This is a genomic window from Sanguibacter sp. Z1732, assembly GCF_051020515.1.
Lineage (GTDB): Bacteria > Actinomycetota > Actinomycetes > Actinomycetales > Beutenbergiaceae > CALKWS01.
Window position 1 is genome coordinate 1,718,701 of the sequence record NZ_CP194857.1, and the last position, 16,927, is coordinate 1,735,627.

The 16,927-nt window shown below is 69.8% G+C and carries 16 protein-coding genes and 2 pseudogenes; 8 read left to right on the forward strand and 10 right to left on the reverse strand.

The window, feature by feature from the left end:
* Positions 1–14: 14 nt before the first annotated feature.
* Entirely contained in the window at positions 15–437 is a 423-nt protein-coding gene (locus ACRRRO_RS09145; RefSeq protein ID WP_424795352.1) for a hypothetical protein, read from the forward strand.
* A 342-nt stretch (positions 438–779) separates the two neighbouring features.
* Here ACRRRO_RS09145 and ACRRRO_RS09150 read toward each other — a convergent pair.
* Together ACRRRO_RS09150 and ACRRRO_RS09155 are read right to left on the reverse strand one after the other, a co-directional pair.
* A pseudogene (locus ACRRRO_RS09150) lies at positions 780–1,801 on the reverse strand (LLM class flavin-dependent oxidoreductase).
* A gap of 70 nt (positions 1,802–1,871) precedes the next feature.
* Complete coding sequence (locus ACRRRO_RS09155) at positions 1,872–2,105, reverse strand: hypothetical protein (RefSeq protein WP_434081421.1); 234 nt, start codon at positions 2,103–2,105, stop codon at positions 1,872–1,874.
* A gap of 606 nt (positions 2,106–2,711) precedes the next feature.
* Between ACRRRO_RS09155 and ACRRRO_RS09160 the strand changes: the two genes are divergently transcribed.
* Positions 2,712–3,557, forward strand: a complete 846-nt coding sequence (locus ACRRRO_RS09160) for an aldo/keto reductase (protein WP_424795349.1) — start codon at positions 2,712–2,714, stop codon at positions 3,555–3,557.
* A gap of 55 nt (positions 3,558–3,612) precedes the next feature.
* Positions 3,613–4,071 (forward strand): hypothetical protein, encoded by a 459-nt coding sequence (locus ACRRRO_RS09165; protein ID WP_424795348.1) that lies wholly within the window; start codon positions 3,613–3,615, stop codon positions 4,069–4,071.
* Here ACRRRO_RS09165 and ACRRRO_RS09170 read toward each other — a convergent pair.
* Complete coding sequence (locus ACRRRO_RS09170; protein WP_434081422.1) at positions 4,022–4,954, reverse strand: hypothetical protein; 933 nt, start codon at positions 4,952–4,954, stop codon at positions 4,022–4,024. The two genes, ACRRRO_RS09165 and ACRRRO_RS09170, sit on opposite strands and share 50 nt — an antisense overlap.
* 279 nt (positions 4,955–5,233) lie before the next feature.
* On the opposite strand from ACRRRO_RS09170, the gene ACRRRO_RS09175 reads away from it, so the two are divergent.
* The 3 genes from ACRRRO_RS09175 (at position 5,234) to ACRRRO_RS09185 (ending at position 7,867) form a co-directional block, all read left to right on the forward strand.
* Positions 5,234–6,286: a pyridoxal phosphate-dependent aminotransferase gene (locus ACRRRO_RS09175; RefSeq protein WP_434081423.1), complete on the forward strand. Its 1,053-nt coding sequence runs from the start codon at positions 5,234–5,236 to the stop codon at positions 6,284–6,286.
* A gap of 78 nt (positions 6,287–6,364) precedes the next feature.
* Complete coding sequence (locus tag ACRRRO_RS09180) at positions 6,365–6,793, forward strand: VOC family protein (RefSeq protein WP_424786902.1); 429 nt, start codon at positions 6,365–6,367, stop codon at positions 6,791–6,793.
* 63 nt (positions 6,794–6,856) lie between these two features.
* Positions 6,857–7,867 carry a GDSL-type esterase/lipase family protein gene (locus ACRRRO_RS09185; RefSeq protein ID WP_424795345.1) on the forward strand — a complete coding sequence of 337 codons (1,011 nt, stop codon included), beginning with the start codon at positions 6,857–6,859 and terminating at the stop codon, positions 7,865–7,867.
* Positions 7,868–7,990: 123 nt separating this feature from the next.
* Here the strand turns inward: ACRRRO_RS09185 and ACRRRO_RS09190 are convergent, their stop codons facing one another.
* Complete coding sequence (locus tag ACRRRO_RS09190) at positions 7,991–8,443, reverse strand: spore germination protein GerW family protein (RefSeq protein WP_424795344.1); 453 nt, start codon at positions 8,441–8,443, stop codon at positions 7,991–7,993.
* Positions 8,440–8,838, reverse strand: coding sequence for a DUF3054 domain-containing protein (locus tag ACRRRO_RS09195; RefSeq protein ID WP_424795343.1), 399 nt, complete (start codon positions 8,836–8,838; stop codon positions 8,440–8,442). The genes ACRRRO_RS09190 and ACRRRO_RS09195 overlap by 4 nt, the downstream gene beginning before the upstream one ends.
* 194 nt (positions 8,839–9,032) lie before the next feature.
* Between ACRRRO_RS09195 and purL the strand changes: the two are divergent.
* Positions 9,033–11,332, forward strand: a pseudogene (gene purL / locus ACRRRO_RS09200) (phosphoribosylformylglycinamidine synthase subunit PurL).
* A 124-nt stretch (positions 11,333–11,456) separates the two neighbouring features.
* On the opposite strand, the gene ACRRRO_RS09205 reads toward purL, so the two are convergent.
* Positions 11,457–12,440 (reverse strand): hypothetical protein, encoded by a 984-nt coding sequence (locus ACRRRO_RS09205; protein ID WP_424795341.1) that lies wholly within the window; start codon positions 12,438–12,440, stop codon positions 11,457–11,459.
* 338 nt (positions 12,441–12,778) lie between these two features.
* Positions 12,779–13,552: a hypothetical protein gene (locus ACRRRO_RS09210; RefSeq protein ID WP_424795340.1), complete on the reverse strand. Its 774-nt coding sequence runs from the start codon at positions 13,550–13,552 to the stop codon at positions 12,779–12,781.
* Between the two features lie 168 nt (positions 13,553–13,720).
* Between ACRRRO_RS09210 and ACRRRO_RS09215 the strand changes: the two genes are divergently transcribed.
* Positions 13,721–14,137, forward strand: coding sequence for a hypothetical protein (locus tag ACRRRO_RS09215; RefSeq protein ID WP_424795339.1), 417 nt, complete (start codon positions 13,721–13,723; stop codon positions 14,135–14,137).
* Between the two features lie 78 nt (positions 14,138–14,215).
* On the opposite strand, the gene ACRRRO_RS09220 is transcribed toward ACRRRO_RS09215, so the two are convergent.
* The 3 genes from ACRRRO_RS09220 to ACRRRO_RS09230 form a co-directional block, all read right to left on the reverse strand.
* Positions 14,216–15,664: an NAD-dependent malic enzyme gene (locus ACRRRO_RS09220; protein ID WP_424795338.1), complete on the reverse strand. Its 1,449-nt coding sequence runs from the start codon at positions 15,662–15,664 to the stop codon at positions 14,216–14,218.
* Between the two features lie 223 nt (positions 15,665–15,887).
* Complete coding sequence (locus tag ACRRRO_RS09225) at positions 15,888–16,202, reverse strand: LacI family DNA-binding transcriptional regulator (RefSeq protein WP_434081424.1); 315 nt, start codon at positions 16,200–16,202, stop codon at positions 15,888–15,890.
* A gap of 1 nt (position 16,203) precedes the next feature.
* Positions 16,204–16,920 carry a LacI family DNA-binding transcriptional regulator gene (locus tag ACRRRO_RS09230; protein WP_434081425.1) on the reverse strand — a complete coding sequence of 239 codons (717 nt, stop codon included), beginning with the start codon at positions 16,918–16,920 and terminating at the stop codon, positions 16,204–16,206.
* Between the last annotated feature and the right edge of the window lie 7 nt (positions 16,921–16,927).

Here is a 16,927-nt window from a genome sequence, read left to right on the forward strand (position 1 = left end):
CGCACAACCCGAAGGTGAGCGCCACCGTCGTGGCCGGCAGTGTGGGACGCGGACGCCACGACGAGTTCTCCGACATCGAGATCGATGTGTACTGGGCCGACCCACCCCAGGACCAGGACCGGCTCGCCGCCATCCGCGGGTCCGGCGGGACCCTGCCCACCGTGTGGGACTACGACCCCGAGGACGCGGAGTGGTCCGAAGACTTCACCGTCGACGGCATACCGACTACGGTCAGCAACTTCGCCTGCACCGAGATCGACGCCGTCCTGGGTCGTGGTGGCAAGTACATCCAGCGTGACCAGATGCGGTTGTCGGCCATCCATGAGGGTCGTGCCGTCACTGGCCAGGAGCTCGTGCGGACCTGGCGCGCGCGCAGCCCCTACACCGACGAGGTCCGTTTGCCCACTCTGCGAGATTCAAGTGGGCACACCGGGTGATGACACGGTTCGAGTACCTGCCGGTCGCTTCCCTCGATCGGCTTCGACAGGTCTGCAGCGAAGAGCCCGTCGCGGCATGTGAAGCCGTCATCGCGCTACTCCAGGAGACACTGGACCTTGTTGAGCTCCACGTACCTGCCGTCCCCACGAGAGACCTGCGGCAGGGGCTGGCCACTGCTCGCCTCCCGCGCTGACACGTCCGTGGCCCGCAGACGACGTTGCTGCCACCGTTCAACATGTGCGCTCACGTGGCGCGACGACGTCTGACGTGAGGCGAGAACCGCGGGCACCTGATGCCTCCGTCTCTCGGCTCGCCGAGGGACGCCGTTCGCTCGGTCGCGGTCAGCGCCAGCCCAGGCCCGGGGCGACGTGGGTGAGCAGGTTCTCGATGATGCGGGTGTTGTACTCCACGCCCAGTTGGTTGGGGACCGTGATGAGCAGGGTGTCGGCGGCAGCGACGGCCTCGTCCTGGCGAAGTTGCTCGACCAGGGCGTCGGGCTCATCGGCGTAGGACCGACCGAAGATCGCCTGGGTGCTGGCGTCGATCATGCCGACCTGGTCCTTGCTGGAACGCTCACCGCCGAAGTAGTGGGCGTCGGTACCGTCCACGATCGGGATGATGCTCCGGCTGACCGAGACCCGTGGTTCGAACTCGTGCCCGGCGTGGGCCCAGGAGGCGCGGAAGGCCTCGATCTGCGCGGCCTGCTGGACGTGGAAGGGACGGCCGTCCTCATCGTCCTTCAGGGTGGAACTCATCAGGTTCATCCGAGTTCGGCGGCCCATTCGGCTGTGGCGTTGGATCCGGCGCCCCACCAGATCCGCTGCCGCAGCCCGGGTGAGTGCGGCTCGATACGCAACAGTCCGGGCGGGTTGGGAAACATCGGCCTGGGGTTCGGTTCGGCAAAGCCCTCACCGGTCAGCACCTGCAGCAGCACCTCGGTGTGCATCCTGGCCATGTCCGCATCGGTCTTACCCTCCGGGGGTTGATATCCGAAGTAGCGCCACCCCTCGATCACCTGCTCCGGGGATCCGCGGCTGATGCCCAGTTGCAGCCGACCGCCGGCGATGAGGTCCGCCGCCCCGGCGTCCTCGGCCATGTACATCGGGTTCTCGTACCGCATGTCGATCACGCCGGTGCCGATCTCGATGCGGCTGGTCCGTGCCCCGATGGCGGCCAGCAGCGGAAACGGGGAGGCCAGCTGGCGGGCGTAGTGGTGCACCCGGAAGTAGGCGCCGTCGGCCCCGGCCTCCTCCGCGGCGACGGCCAGGTCGATCGACTGCAGCAGGGCGTCGGACGCCGACTGGGTCTTCGATTGCGGGTGCGGGGTCCAGTGGCCGAACGAGAGGAATCCGATGTTCTTCACGTTGGCGGCAACGCCTGGCGGGCGCAGGTATTCCGCGCTCGGTGCGCGTGGGGCCGGGAGCAGGCGGGGCTCACGGGTCGGTCAGCCAGGGAAAGCCGTTGGGATCCTTGGTGGCGCGTTCCTGGAGGACCCGGTCGTCGTGACCGCGGATCTGGTGGAGGAACGGGAAGTCCTCCGGGTTCACGGTGACCTTGGCCAGTGGTCGTACCGGCACTGCGCTGGCCGCCTGTGCCGGCTGGACGGTGCCGAGGGCTCCCGCCATCGGGGGCTGGACGGTGAAGGTCTCACCGGGAAGCACGTACACCGTGCCGGTCCGCCAGGGCCGGCGGACCAGGGCGGCGTCGGTGATGGAGAAGTAGTAGTAGGGATCGCTCCACTCCCCGGAAGGGCCCTGGATGCGATGCAGGCATTCGTCAGGGACATCGGGTTCCGTGCCCGATCGAGGATCGCGTAGTACATCGGCCAGATCCCGTCGGTGGCGGCATAGACGGCCTCGCGGTCACCGAACTCGATGACGTCGTCGGCCTTGCGTGGTTCGAACAGTTCGATCGCCGGATCCTGTGAGCCATGCAGGACGACGTCGGCGTGGTCAGCGATGTGGCAGAGGAACTGCCACTTCGGTTCCGCCAGCCGATAGGGCACCGGATCGGCCGGTCCCCGGCTGAGTGCGTGCTCCCACAGCGCCTCGAACCGCTCCCGGCTGCTGGCAGTGGCCCCCTCCGGCCGGGGCAACCAGAAGTCGGGCAGGCTCTCCATCTCCTAGATCGTGCCATTGCCGGCGCGATCGCTCCAGGAGTTTCTCAGCGCCTGCGCCGCGTGCGCCACGTGCGCCGGGGGCGGCGGAGGGTCGCAGGGGACCGCGGTGGGGCAGGAAGCGCGATGCGGCGGCGGGCCCGCTACCGTAGCCGACATGGACTCACCAGGACTGGCGGACTTCCCGCTCAATGACGGCAACCGACTGCCCGCCGTCGGGTTCGGCACCAGCGGGCTTCGCGGCGAGGACGGCCTGAACGCCTTTCGCAGCGCCTTGGAGGCCGGGTACCGGTACGTGGACACCGCGGTGAACTACGGCAACGAGGCCGAGGTGGGCAAGGCCGTGCGTAGCAGCGACCTGGACCGCGCCGATGTGCTCGTGGCCACCAAGGTGCCCGGACGTGATCATGCCAAGGACAAGGCCGTGCGGAGCGTGGAGGACTCACTGCGCACCCTGGGCCTGGACTACCTGGACGTGGTGCTGATCCACTGGCCCAACCCGAGCCAGGGTTTGTACGTCCAGGCGTGGGAGGCGCTGGTCGAGGTGCGTGAGCGTGAACTCGTGCGCTCCATCGGCGTCTCCAACTTCACCACCGGGCACCTGGACCGGATCATCGACGCCACCGGAGTGACCCCGGCACTGAACCAGATCGAGATGCACCCCTACTTCACCCAGGAGCAGATGCGCACCGATCACGTCGGACGCGGGGTGCTGACCCAGTCCTGGAGCCCGCTGGGCAAGGGCACGGTGCCCTTCGACGCGCCCGCGATCGCCGCAGCCGCTGAGCGTCACGACGTCAGCCCGGGGCAGGTGATCCTGCGATGGCACCTTCACCTGGGCGCACAGCCGCTGCCGAAGTCCGGTGACCCCGGCCGCCAGGCCCAGAACCTGGACCTGGCCGGATTCGCCCTCACCGAGGAGGAGGTCACCGCGATCAGCGCGCTCACCCGTGCCGACGGGCGCCGGTTCGGGGGCGACCCGAACACCCACGAGGAGATGTGACCGGGCAGGATCGGGACGCTGACGCCAGTGCCGGTCTATACGCGTCACACCAGGCATGCTCTTCATCTACTTGATCGTCTGGACGGCCTGGGGGATCGGTGCGCGATGGGCGTTGGGGCCGACGTACGTGCCCTGGTTGCTCAGGATGGTGCGAACGCCCAAGCGTGCCCTCCTGGTGTACGGCACGGTGTTCGCGTTCGCCGTGATCGTTGCGGTGGTACTGGTGCAGATGACCGATCGCGGGGTGGGGGCGCACGTGCGGTTGATGGTGCTCGGAGTGGGAGCGATGTCCCTGGCCCCGCTGGTGCTGGACGCGATACCGGGCAAGGGAAGCCGGCTGGGGGAGTTGCACCACGACTTCGAGCTCTACCGGCGGGACGGGCGGCTGCACGAAGTCGGCGCCCAGGATCTGAGCGTCGGGCGCCAGCGCGCGATCGGTCTCATTACCGCGATCCTGTCGCTGCTCACGCTGGGGCCGCTGATGGGTGGGATGTTCCTGGTGCTGGACCCGTGAGGATCAGCCCGGCACCAGGGAGTCTGCGCGGCGGGTCGGGGCGTGCCAGCGCTCGACGGTCTGGGTCACCCAGAAGGCCATGAACTGCAGGATCAAGGCGGCCTCGAGCACGAACACCCACTGCGGCAGCACCACCCACCCGCACCGGGCCGAGCACCACTCCCACGGTCACGATCATCAGCACGAAGCCGAAGGAGTACCAGTTCGCCCACCGGCGGCGGCGCCCGATCCCGTTGGCCGCGCGCGCACGGGACAACGCCGTGGCGTTGATCCCCACCAGGGCCACCACGCAGATGAACAGGATGATCGCGGCGGCACCGTGACCGTAGGCCAGGAAGGTGTCGCGGGCGAACATGAACACCCCCGCCAGGCCCAGGTACGCCAGCAGGCCGGCGATCAGCACGATGCGGCCGCCCCGGCTGTGCAGGTGCCGCTCCCGCTGCGGCACCACCACGAGCTCCAGGATGAAGGCCACCAGGACCACCGCCAGCACGGCCCAGGTGTTCTGCGTCAGGGCCTGGGTGAGGTCATCGGGCAGGCGGGAGCCGCCCTCGCCCACGGCGTGGGCCGGGCTGGTCGGCACGAACGCGACGATGAAGCTGAGGTAACCGGCGAAGTTCAACAGCACGTCCTCGGTGTCGCTACGACCGCGGTGGATGATCAGGCAGGTGCCGATCGCGCACAGGCTGGCCACGAAGACGTCCCGGGCGGGGGTGTAGTAGTAGGCACTGACCGAGGCGAGGACCTCGCCGTCGTCCGCCCCGATCTGCAGGGCCACACTCAGCAGCAGCAGCGCGGTGAGCAGGATGATGGCCAGGCGCAGGTACCGGTAGGTCGCCTGCATCTCGTGGCGATGGGACGGCGCGGACCGGACGGAGGCCACCTCCCCCTCCTTCCTCCCTGATGCGGCCCAGCCTGGCACAGCCGGCCCCCGTCGTCACGGGTACGCGGCGACAGCCCTCGAGCGCGGGCCTCGCGCCCCCTGGAGCGGGGGCCCCACGGCCGATGCGTGGGTACCGTGTGAGCATGCGAGCCTCCACCCGATCAGCCGTACCCTCCTTCCAGGTCATGATGCTGCTGGACCAGGTGGCCAGGTTGCGCGCTCAGGGCCGGGACGTGATCAACCTGTGCGCGGGAACCCTCCGGAGGCGCCCTGCAGGCGGTGCGCGAGCACGCCGCCGTCAGCCCCCAGGACTTCGGTTACACCTCCCCGATGGGATTGCAGGAGCTGCGCCGGGCCATCGCCGGGCACTACCGGCGCTGGTACGGCATGGAGGTCGATGCCGAGCAGGTGGTGGTCACCACCGGCTCCTCCGGTGCGTTCATGCTGACGTTCCTGGCCGCGTTCGACCCAGGGGACGTCGTCGTGCTGGTGCGGCCCGGCTACCCCGCCTACGGGAACATCCTGAGGGTGCTGGGCTGCGACGTGGTGGACCTGGACTGTGGGCCGGAGGTTGGCTTCCAGCCCACCACACAGATGCTCGACGACGTGCTGGCCGCCCACGGCAGGATCGACGGGCTGATGCTTGCCTCCCCGGCCAACCCCACCGGCACCATGATCGACCGGGCGCGGCTGACCGCGCTGGATGCCTGGTGCAGCGCCAACGACGTGCGCCTGATCAGCGATGAGATCTACCACGGCATCACCTACTCCGGGGCCGGGGGTCCCGACGCTCACGGCGTGTGCGCCTGGGACGTGAGCCCGCAGCCCACGTCGGTGGTGATCTCCTCCTTCTCCAAGTACTGGGGGATGACCGGGTGGCGACTGGGCTGGGCGCTGGTGCCGCCGGACCTGCTCGACGCCGTCGCGGGCCTGGCCGGCAACGTCGCCCTCTGCCCGCCCGCACCGGCGCAGGCTGCCGCGTTCGGAGCGTTCAGTGATGCGGCCTACGCCGAGGCCGAGGCCCGGGTGGCCAAGATGAGCCGCAGCCGGGAGGCCCTGCTGTCCGAACTGCCCAGGCTCGGGTGGGGACCGGTGGCCTCGGCGGACGGGGCCTTCTACCTCTGGGCCGGGCTGGCCGAGGGGATGGGGCGCTACACCTCGTCGGTGGACTGGTGCGCGCAGTTGCTGGAGACCGATGGTGTGGCGATCACCCCGGGTGTGGACTTCGACCGTGAGAACGGCGACCAGTTCGTCGTGCGGCTGTCCTTCGCGGGCGAACCGGAGGAGCTGACCGAGGCGGTCCGCAGGATCGAGCGCTTCCAGAACCGGTGAGCCCGGGGGCGCGGCGGTTGCGCTCGGCGCGCCGCCGCTCCCGGGGTGTTGTCGGTGGTCCGTGGCATCGTGTGCGTCATGGACCAACGGATCAGCTTCATCACCCTGGCGGTGCGTGACCTCGATGCCACCCGAGCCTTCTACCTGGACGGGCTCGGCTGGCGGGCGGAAGTGGACGTGCCCGGAGAGGTCCTGATGATCCGGACCGGCCGGCACCTGGTGCTGAGCCTGTGGGATGCCGGTGCGTTCGAGGCCGAGGTCGGTCCGATCGCCCGGGGTGCGGGTGCCCCGCCGATCACGCTGGCGCACAACGTGGCCACCCCCGAGGAGGTCGACGCCATCCTCGCGCGCGCTCGTGGACTGGGCGCCGACCCGATCCAGGACGCGGTGCGACGGGAATGGGGCGGATACTCCGGCTACTTCGCCGATCCCGACGGATACCGCTGGGAGATCGCGGTGAACCCCGGACCGATCGGCCAGTTGGTGCTGCCCGGCACCGGGTCCTAGCCCCGACCGCACGGGACGGATCTGGTCTCACCCGCGCGCCCGGCCTGGCTAGGATGGCCGGTCGTGAGCACCGAAGCCGGCATCCTGCGTCCCTCCGTCGACAGTCCGTTCTGGCCCGGGGCGGTGGGCTGGGTGCCGGAAGCGCAGTGGTGGCAACCCTGGCGGGTGCTGCCGGAGCGGACCGCGCGGGCCCATGCGCCCACCCTGCTGGAGGTCGCCCGGATGCCCACCGGGGTGCGGGCGGAGTTCCGCACCGACGCCCGCGCGTTGCGGCTGCCGATCGAGTATTCCTCCACCGAGCGCGCGGCGCTGCTGGATGTGGTGGTCGACGGCGAACTGCACGCCCGGATGGACCTTCCGGTGGGTGTGAGCGACGTCCGGGTCTCACTGCCCCCCGGCGCACATGAGGTGCAGGTGTGGCTCCCGCAGGCCGGACCGACCCGCATCGGGGAGTTGGAACTCCATGATGCGGAGGTGGTGGAGCGGATCGAACCCGGGCGGCGCCTGACCACCTACGGCAGTTCGATCACGCTGTGCTCGGCCGCCTACGGACCCAGCCGCACCTGGCCGGCGCTGGTGGCGCAGTCCCACGGCTGGGATCTGACCTGCCTGGGATATTCGGGCCAGTGCCACCTGGACCCGATCGCCGCCCGCACCATCGCCGCGGTCCCGGCCGACCTGATCGCGCTGTGCCTGGGCATCAACATCTACGGCGGTTCGACGTTCAACGAACGCTCCTTCGCCCCGCACGTCTCCGGTTTCATCGAACAGGTCCGCGACGCCCACCCGAACGCACCGATCGCGGTGATCACCCCGATCGCCAGCCCGGAGCGGGAGGCCACGCCCAACCACGCCGGGATGACGCTGGAGCAGATGCGCGCCGACATCACCGAGGTGGTGCAGGTGCTGCAGACCGACGATGACGATGTCCACCTGGTCGACGGCTTGGAGGTCCTGGGCTTGCACGAGGCACACCTGTTGCCCGACGGTCTGCACCCCGACGGTGAGGGTTATGAGTTGATGGCCCAGCGTCTGGCGCCGGTTCTCGGTTCGCTCACCGCCGCGGCACCTTAGGGCGGCGCCCGAACCGGTGCGCCGGCAGGCTAGGGCGCCCGAACCGGTGTTCCGGCCACCGACCTCAGCCGGTGGTCTGCGAGCCGTGCACCGGCGAACTGACCCGCGGAGACTGAGTGGTGCTCAGCCGCGGGCGGCCGCGCGTGCCGAGAGGTAGTCCCAGCGGCGGGCCTTGTGCCGCGCGCGCCGCACGCACGCCCACGCCACGATCAGCACCGTGACCAGGGCCTGTCCGCCGATGATCGCGCGGTTGACGTCGATGGCCGGCTCCCACTTGACCTGCCCGTCCCGGACCGAATAGACCCCCAACGGCTTGACGCGGGTGCCGAAGCCGCCGCCGCCTCCGGAGCCCTCGGCGTGCTGGGCGTGGGTGGTGTCGCCGCCCCCGGAGCCGAAGCCCATGCCACCGCCACCCATCACCTTGGCCACCGGGATGATCGTGGCACCATCGGCCTGGTACGCCTCACCGAAGGCGCGGCGCACATTCTGGGTGTCGCGGGCGGCCTCGACGGGAAGGTTCGCATCCCCGAGGGATTGACCCTGCTCAACGTGATCGCGTGATTCCTGCTCGCTCATGTGATTCCTCCAGTGGAGTCCGATTCCGATACGTGACGCGCCCCCGGTGCCCGCGGGACCAGGAGTGCCGCAACGACGCGCCACCCGAGCAGGCCCAGTCCCAGCACACCGGTGGCGACCAGGACGAACGCCAGTGCCGTACCCTCGCCACTCAACAACCGTAGCCCCATGCCGAGGGCCAACGTGATCGGCCAGATCAGCAGGCCCGAGCGCAGGCTGCGCAGCGCCCACCGGGTGCGCCCGGCGATCACCCAGGCAACCAGCACCCCGACGGCGAAGGGCCAGGCTGTCTGCAGCACACCGGTGGGTGTGACCGTGTCGTAGTGGCTGGCCCGCCCGGCCACCGCGAATGCGAGCACCACCAACAGATCCAGGGCGATGCTGACGAGGCGCATACCTCCATCCTCACCCGCGAGGTGCCCGGTGTACACCGATCCAGCCGATTGGGCGGCCGCGGGCCCGCCCGCTTGCCCGGGCTCCGCCGTCGTCCGCCGCCGTTCGGCGAGCCGGGCTCCGCCGTCGTGCGATCCCGCAGGCGGACGAGGGTAGATTACGTTACGTTGCCCCGAGCCACGTAGAGGACCCTTCGTTGACGCACACCGCCGACACCGTCGCCCATGCCGAGGCCACCCCTGAGGCAACCCAGCCCTATGCCGAACTCGGCTTGAACACCGAGGAGTACGCCGAGATCCGCGAACTCCTCGGCCGGCGGCCCACCGCCGCGGAACTGGCGATGTACTCGGTGATGTGGTCCGAGCACTGCTCCTACAAGTCCTCCAAGAAGCACCTGTCGCAGTTCGGTGCCAAAACCAGCGAGGAGATGCGAGCGCGGCTGCTCGTCGGGATCGGGCAGAACGCCGGCGTGGTCGACATCGGCGAGGGCTGGGCGGTGACGTTCAAGGTGGAGTCGCACAACAGCCCCAGTTACGTCGAGCCATACCAGGGCGCGGCCACCGGTGTGGGCGGCATCGTGCGCGACATCATCTCCATGGGCGCACGGCCGGTCGCGGTGATGGACCAACTCCGCTTCGGTGCGCCCGACCACCCCGACACCCAGCGGATGGTGCACGGCGTGGTCTCCGGCATCGGCGGTTACGGCAACTCCCTGGGACTGCCCAACATCGGCGGCGAGACGGTGTTCGACGCCGCCTACCAGCGCAACCCGCTCGTCAACGCACTGGCCGTGGGGGTGCTGCGGCACGAGGACATCCACCTGGCCAACGCCGAGGGCGTGGGCAACAAGGTGGTGCTGTTCGGGGCCCCACCGGCGGCGACGGGATCGGGGGCGCTTCGATCCTGTCCAGCGCCACCTTCGATGCGGACAAGCGCGCCAAGCGCCCGAGCGTGCAGGTGGGTGACCCCTTCATGGAGAAGGTCCTGATCGAGTGCTGCCTGGAACTCTTCGCCGCCCGGGTGGTCGAGGGTATCCAGGACCTGGGAGCCGCCGGGATCTCCTGTGCCACCTCCGAACTGGCCTCCAACGGGGACGGCGGCATGCACGTGGACCTGGAGAACGTGCTGCTGCGTGACCCGACCCTGACGGCCGGTGAGATCCTGATGAGCGAGTCCCAGGAGCGGATGATGGCGGTGGTGGCTCCGGAGAAACTGGAGCAGTTCCTGGCCATCACCGAGCGCTGGGACGTCGAGGCCGCCGTGATCGGGGAGGTCACCGGCACCGGACGCCTCATCATCGACCACGACGGTGAGCGGATCGTGGACGTGGACCCGCGCACCGTGGCCCATGACGGCCCGGTGTACGACCGGCCCTATGCCGAACCGACGTGGCAGGCGGGGCTGAACGCCGACGTCGCCGAGGCGCTGGTCCGGCCGGCCGCCGTGGACGAACTGCGCGAGCAGGTGCTGGCGGTGCTCTCCAGCGCGAACCTGGCGAGCAAGTCCTGGGTCACCGACCAGTACGACCGGTACGTGCAGGGCAACACCGCCCTGGCCCAGCCCGACGACGCGGGTGTGGTGCGCGTGGACGAGTCCAGTGGGCTCGGGGTGGCCCTGGCCACCGACGCCAACGGGCGGTTCAGCAAACTCGATCCCTACGTGGGCGCCCAACATGCCCTGGCCGAGGCCTACCGGAACGTGGCCACCGTGGGCGCGCAGCCGCTGGCGGTGACCGACTGCCTGAACTTCGGCTCGCCGGAGGACTCCGACGCGATGTGGCAACTGGTGCGCTCCATCACCGGGCTTGCCGATGCGTGCCTGGCCCTGGGCATCCCGGTGACCGGAGGCAACGTCTCGCTGTACAACTCCACCAAGTCCGCGGATCTGCCACCGGGGCACATCGACGCTTCGATCCATCCCACGCCGGTGGTCGGGGTGCTCGGGCTCCTGGACGACGTGGGCGCGGTGGTCCCCTCGGGCTGGTCCGAGGCCGGGCAGGAGATCCTGCTGCTGGGCACCACCGCGACCGAGTTGTCCGGGTCGGTGTGGGCCGATGTGGTGCACTCCCACCTGGGCGGGCTGCCGCCGGCGGTGAACCTGGACGCCGAGCAGGCGCTGGCCCGGGTGTTGATCGCCGGTGTGGGCCGGGGTCTGGTCAGCGCCAGCCACGACCTGTCCCAGGGCGGGCTGATCCAGTCGCTGACCGAGTCGGTGCTTCGCTTCGGGGTCGGGGCACGGCTCGACCTGGCGCCGCTGCTGGAGCGCGACGGCGTGGATGCGGCCACGGCACTGTTCTCCGAGTCCACCGCCCGGGCGCTGGTGGCCACCACCGAGGCCGATGCGGTGATCGACCTGGCCGCCCAGCACGGCGTGCCGGTGCTGCGCCTGGGTGTGAGCGACGACGGCGTGGGGCTGGATCTGGCCGGACAGTTCAGTCTGTCCATTGCCGAGTTGGAGCAGGCCCACCACGCCACTCTGCCGGCCATCTTCGGTTGACCCGCCCGATCCCCCTCCGGCCGGTGCGCAGCCCCGGGGCGCTGAGGGCGATAGTTGCCGCCCAGGGCGATACCTGTAGGGCTCGCTCTCGGGGCCGAGGCTCGTCCTCGGTGATCGGCCGGGCTTAGGCCGCTTCGCGTAGGCCGCGGCGTTCGGGCGGCAGGCTCGTGCAGGCGCGCACGTGGCGGCGCAGATCGGTGATCAGGCGACGGGAATCACTCAGGTCGGCGCGAGTGGCGCGCACGATGAGGCATCCGACCGACCGCAGGGCGTCCTCGCGGCGCTTCTCGTCGTAGACGTCGCTGCCTTGGGTGTACTTGGCGACCCCGTCGTACTCCAGTCCGACCATCTGCCACTCGCTATGAACGTGGGCACCGGACCACAACAGGTCCGGATAGAACGTGCCCAACTCCGTGGCGACCGCTACCTGAAGGTCGGGTGCGGTGAACCCTGCGGACAGCACGATCCAGCGAACCAGCGACTCGGCCGCCGATTCGGATCGGCCGTCGGCATGGCTGAGCACCGCGCGAGCCCGTACCACTCCCCGGACCGGCCCCGAGTCCGCCACCCTGTTCAGCCAAGCGGCTCGGATCTGCGCTTCACGGGCGGACGATGCCGGCCAGTCGAACCGGGTGGTCCCCGCGATACGGCGAAGGATCGCATCCGCTGTGGTGAGCGCTAGGCCGGGTCGCTGGGTACGCGCGCAGTCCACGCAGGTGCGGTCCAGCCCGGTCACCGGTAGGCCCCGGGTCCGTACGAGGTCCGCCTCGGGCATCTCCACAACCCGGTGGCGGATGACGTCGCGGGCACGGTTCCCGGCGGCGTGAGACGTCTGCAGGATGTGCACCGTGTCCGTACGCTCCAACCACGTCGGAATCCCGTGCAGTGCGGCGGCCGTCTCGTGGCTGAAGGCGAAGGTGGTCCGGAGTGACCGGTGGACTGCACTGCACCGTGCCAGCAGCTCGCTCACGCGACCCTGCTCGTACGCGTCGGCCTCGGCGTACGCGCCTCGTCGGACCCTGACCAGTACGCCTTGCCGGCGGAGCCGGTCGACCGCGCCGGGCGGGTAATCGGAGGTAAACCGGATCCGGGGGGTGTTGGCGACCATCGCGACATGGTGTCCGGAGACCCCGCTGTGCGGTGAGCGCCCGGTGCGACTGTGTGGATAGCCAGGAGCGGCTGTGGAGAAACCTCTCCGAGCCCCGCGACGGCGAGGCCAGGCGGCTGCCCAAGGTTGCACCGCCTGCCAGGGGCGCCGGGGCCGCCGAGGCCGCCCAGGCCGCCGAGGCCGCCCAGGCCGCCCAGGGCGATCGTGGCCGCCCACGGCGATACCTGTTGGGCTCGCTCTCGGCGCCGGGGCTCGCCGTCGGGGTGCTTGGTGGGGGCGCGGTTGCCGTCGGGGTGCTGGGAGGGGTGCGGTCGGCTTCGGGGTGCTGGGGGCCGGTACTAACGTCGCTCCGGGCGCGCAGGCGGGCGGCGGGTGGTGCGGCGAGTCACGAAGCCGCGCAGCGCCCCGGCGGCGCCCTGCCGCCCGACCTGGAGGCGGATCATCTCCTCCCGGCGAGGGCCGCCCCAGATGTCCTTGGGCAGCGACGTCGCCGAGACCAGCCAGGTGGGCAGCCCCAGGAGCCGAGCCATGGCGGTGAGCCGTTCGGACTCGCTCTCGTCCTCGCTGAGCTCGTCCTCCAGCAACTCGGTGAGTTCCTCAGAGACCTCCGGCACGTCCAGCGCCTGTGCGAGGGGGGCGTAAGTCAACCCGTCCGAGTCGTCTTCGAACATCGCCATCCCGACAGGTTCACCGAACTCGTCCAGCATCGGCTCACCGAACTCATCCAGCGTCACGGCCCCGCCGAACTCGTCCTGCCCGGGCCCCGCACCGTAGTCGGGCTCGGGCGGGTTGGTGTCGACCGTCGCTACGCGCTGGTCGCCGTCGTAGAGCCACAGCCGAAGGGCCTCGTCCCGCCGGATCTGAGCAACGAGCGCAAGGGTGCCGGTGGTCGCGGCCAGGTCCCGCCCCACCTCGTCGATCGTCCGTTTGCCAGCGGCGACCTTGCCCAACGGGTTCTCCGCGACCACCAGCACCCACCGGCCCTGAGCCGGACCGATCCAGCCGCTGAAGCCCAGCGACGCCAGGACCTCCACGACGCGCTCGCGATCGGCCGCGGTGTACACGCCGGCGCAACTGACTCCCTCGCGGCGGTCCGAGTCGGGGTTGATCATCCCTGCTGGGTACATGGCGTCCAGTCTGGCACCGGCACGTCGGGGCCGGCACGGCGGGAACGGAGGACGGAGGTCGGCGCAGCCCACCCGCTGTGGCCGTTGCGCGCTTATCCACCTGGCAGAACCGCGACATCCCTGGGAGAATGGATACTGAGGGTGAGGCGCTCGATGAAGTGGCTGTTGGATTCGCTGAGCGGGGCCCCGATGATGATCCGGCCCCGGCGTCCCCGGGCTGCCGTCGAGTACGCCACCGACCGACGCGATCTGCGGGAGTGGATCGAGAACTGGTGGCCGTGGGCTCGTCGGCGAGCAGAGGAGGCCGAAGCGCGCGAGGTGTTCCGGGTGCTGGAGATGCAGATGCGGCTGACCACACTGACGGCGATCCTGCGGCGAATCGACTCCGACCCGGACATGTTCGCGCGGCAGCACCACTGGCGAACGACGCTCTGGGCCTACGACTCCATGCTCGCCGATGCCTGCGCACTCGCCGGTCTGTCGGTCCGGTCGGTTCCCGCTGGTCCGAAGGCCGATGCCGAACGGGCCCGGCGCGAACTCGAACTGTGTGGTCGTGGGTGGACGTGGTGACACCGCCCGTCCTGGCCTGACCCCGCAGGTCTGACGCTCCGCCCTGCCTACCGACCGACCGGCTGGGGCGGGATGGACTCAGTCCTTCTTGAACTCCAGCTCGATGGGGTTGGGGTGCTCATCCTGTGAGGACAGGCTCGCGGCGTCGCGCTCGGCGACCGCCTGAACCGCCTTTGCCACCGTGGTGTGCAGATCGCTGTGAAACACACTGGGCACGATGTAGGTGGCGTTGAGTTCGTCGGCGGTGACCACATCGGCCACCGCGTGGGCGGCGGCGATGAGCATCTCGTCGGTGATCCGCGTGGAACGGGCGTCGATCAGTCCGCGGAAGACCCCCGGGAATGCCAGGACGTTGTTGATCTGGTTGGCGAAATCGCTGCGGCCGGTCGCCACCACGGCGGCGTGCCTGGTGGCGATCACCGGGTCGATCTCCGGCATCGGGTTGGCCATCGCGAACACGATCGCCCCCTCCGCCATCGATTTCACGTCATCCTCGGAGACCAGGTCCGGTGCCGAGACCCCGATGAACACATCGGCATCGACCAGTGCTTCGGACAGCGTGCCCTTCAGATCCCGCTTGTTGGTCGCCTCGGCGACCCACTCCAGCGAGGGATCGAGGTTGTCCCGGTCTGCGTGCACGATGCCGGCCACGTCGGCGACCACCACATCGGTGGCGCCGGCGGCAAGCAGCAGCCGCAGGATCGCCGATCCGGCGGCGCCGGCGCCGGCCTGGACGATCCGGACGTCCTCGAGCTTCTTCCCGACCACCTTCAACGCATTGGTCAGGGCGCCCAGAGCAACGATCGCGGTGCCGTGCTGGTCATCATGGAAGACGGGGATGTCCAGTTCCTTGCGCAACCGGTCCTCGATCTCGAAGCACCGGGGCGCGGAGATGTCCTCCAGATTGATCCCGGCGAAGACCGGGGCGACCGCCTTGACGGTCCGGACGATCTCGTCGACGTCCTGGGTGTCCAGGCACAGCGGGAAGGCGTCAATGCCCCCGAACTGCTTGAACAGGGCGGCCTTGCCCTCCATCACCGGCAACGCGGCCAGCGGCCCGAGGTTGCCCAACCCCAGGATCGCCGAGCCGTCGGAGACCACGGCGACGGTGTTGCGCTTGATCGTCAGGCGGGAGGCGTCCTCGGGATGCGCAGCGATCTGCTGGCTCACCCGCCCCACGCCGGGGGTGTACACGAGGGAGAGGTCGTCGCGGTGCCGAATCTGCATCTTCGGTTCGATCTGGATCTTCCCACCCAGGTGGGCGAGGAACGTACGGTCCGAGACCCGGCCGATCCGCACACCCTCGACCTCGCCGAGGGTGTCCACGACCTTGCGGGCGTCGCTCTCGCCGCCGGTCGCACAGGTCAGGTCGACCTGCAGGCGATCGGGTCCGGAGGCCGACACGTCCACCGCGGTCACCACACCGCCGGCCTTCTCCACCGCGGTGGTCAACAGGCTCACCGCCGTGGGTATGGCGGGCAGGTCCAGCCGCACCGTTATGGAGTAACTGACACTGGGAGCACTCATCGACATCCACCTTCACCGGAACTCGCCACCTCGCGGTCTCGCACCACCACCCGCAGGGGCACCATCGCCCCGCAGTGGCGGGGCACGGTCCATTCTGCCGTAGTGCTAGCAGCCGTACACGTTCATCCGGCGGGGTGTTCCGACTTGTACAGATCGGCAATGAATGATCGTACGGGCAGGCCTCGGTGCGGTGTCGCCAGGTCAGGGCGGCGGCGTCGCCGGTTCAGGAGGGCGGGGGAGCGGTCGAGCGGCGCACGACGAGTTCAGTGGCAAGTTCGATGCGCTGGTGGGCCAGGGTCTGCCCGTCGGCCAGCTGCAGCAGCATCCGGGTGGCGGTTGCCGCCATCTCCCGGAGTGGCTGGTGCACCGTGGTCAGCGCCGGCTCGATCCACTGGCTCACCGTGACATCGTCGTATCCCACGATCGACAGGTCCTGGGGCACCCGCAGGCCCAGTTCGTGAGCCGCGCGTAGCACGCCGAGGGCTTGCATGTCGGAGCCGGCGAAGATGGCTGTGGGCCGGTCCGGCCGGTCCAGCAAGTCACGCCCCCGTGTCGTAGCCGGCGCGGACGTGGAACGGCCCGTACCGGATGAACTCCGGGTTCACGCTCACGCCGGCCTCGTCGTGAGCACTGCGGAATCCGTCCACCCGGGCCCTGCTGCACAAGACGTCCTTGGGTCCGGAGATCACCGCCAGGCTGCGGTGCCCCAGGCCGAGCAGGTGCCGGGAGGCGGACAGTCCACCGCTCCAGTTGTTCGACCCGACCGTGGGGATGCCGACCGGTGGCTCGCCATCGGTATCCAGCACCAGGAACGGGATCGATCGCGACTCCAACTGATATCGCTGCGCGGCCTCCACGCCGGAGAGCACGAAGAGCACCCCGGCCGGGCGGCGTGCCAGGACGGCATCGAGCCATTCCTGCTTGGGCCGGTGCTCACCACCCAGTTCAGAAAGCACCACCCCGATCTGGCGCGCGGCGGCCACGGCCTCCACCCCGCGAATGATCTCCACCGACCAGGCCGAGTCGAGCTCGTGGAACACCAGGTCCAGTAGGGCCGGGCTGGTTCGGTGGCCGGAGCGGCGTCGCCGGTACTGGTGGCGCTCAAGCGCTTCCTCGACCTTCGCGCGGGTCTGGCTGGCGACGTCGGGACGGCCGTTCAGCACCTTGGACACGGTCGGCACCGAGACACCGATCTCCGCCGCGATCGAGGCGATCGTTGCCCTGGGCTTCTGGGCCGCCATGGCCTCGTTGCTCATCGTTCCC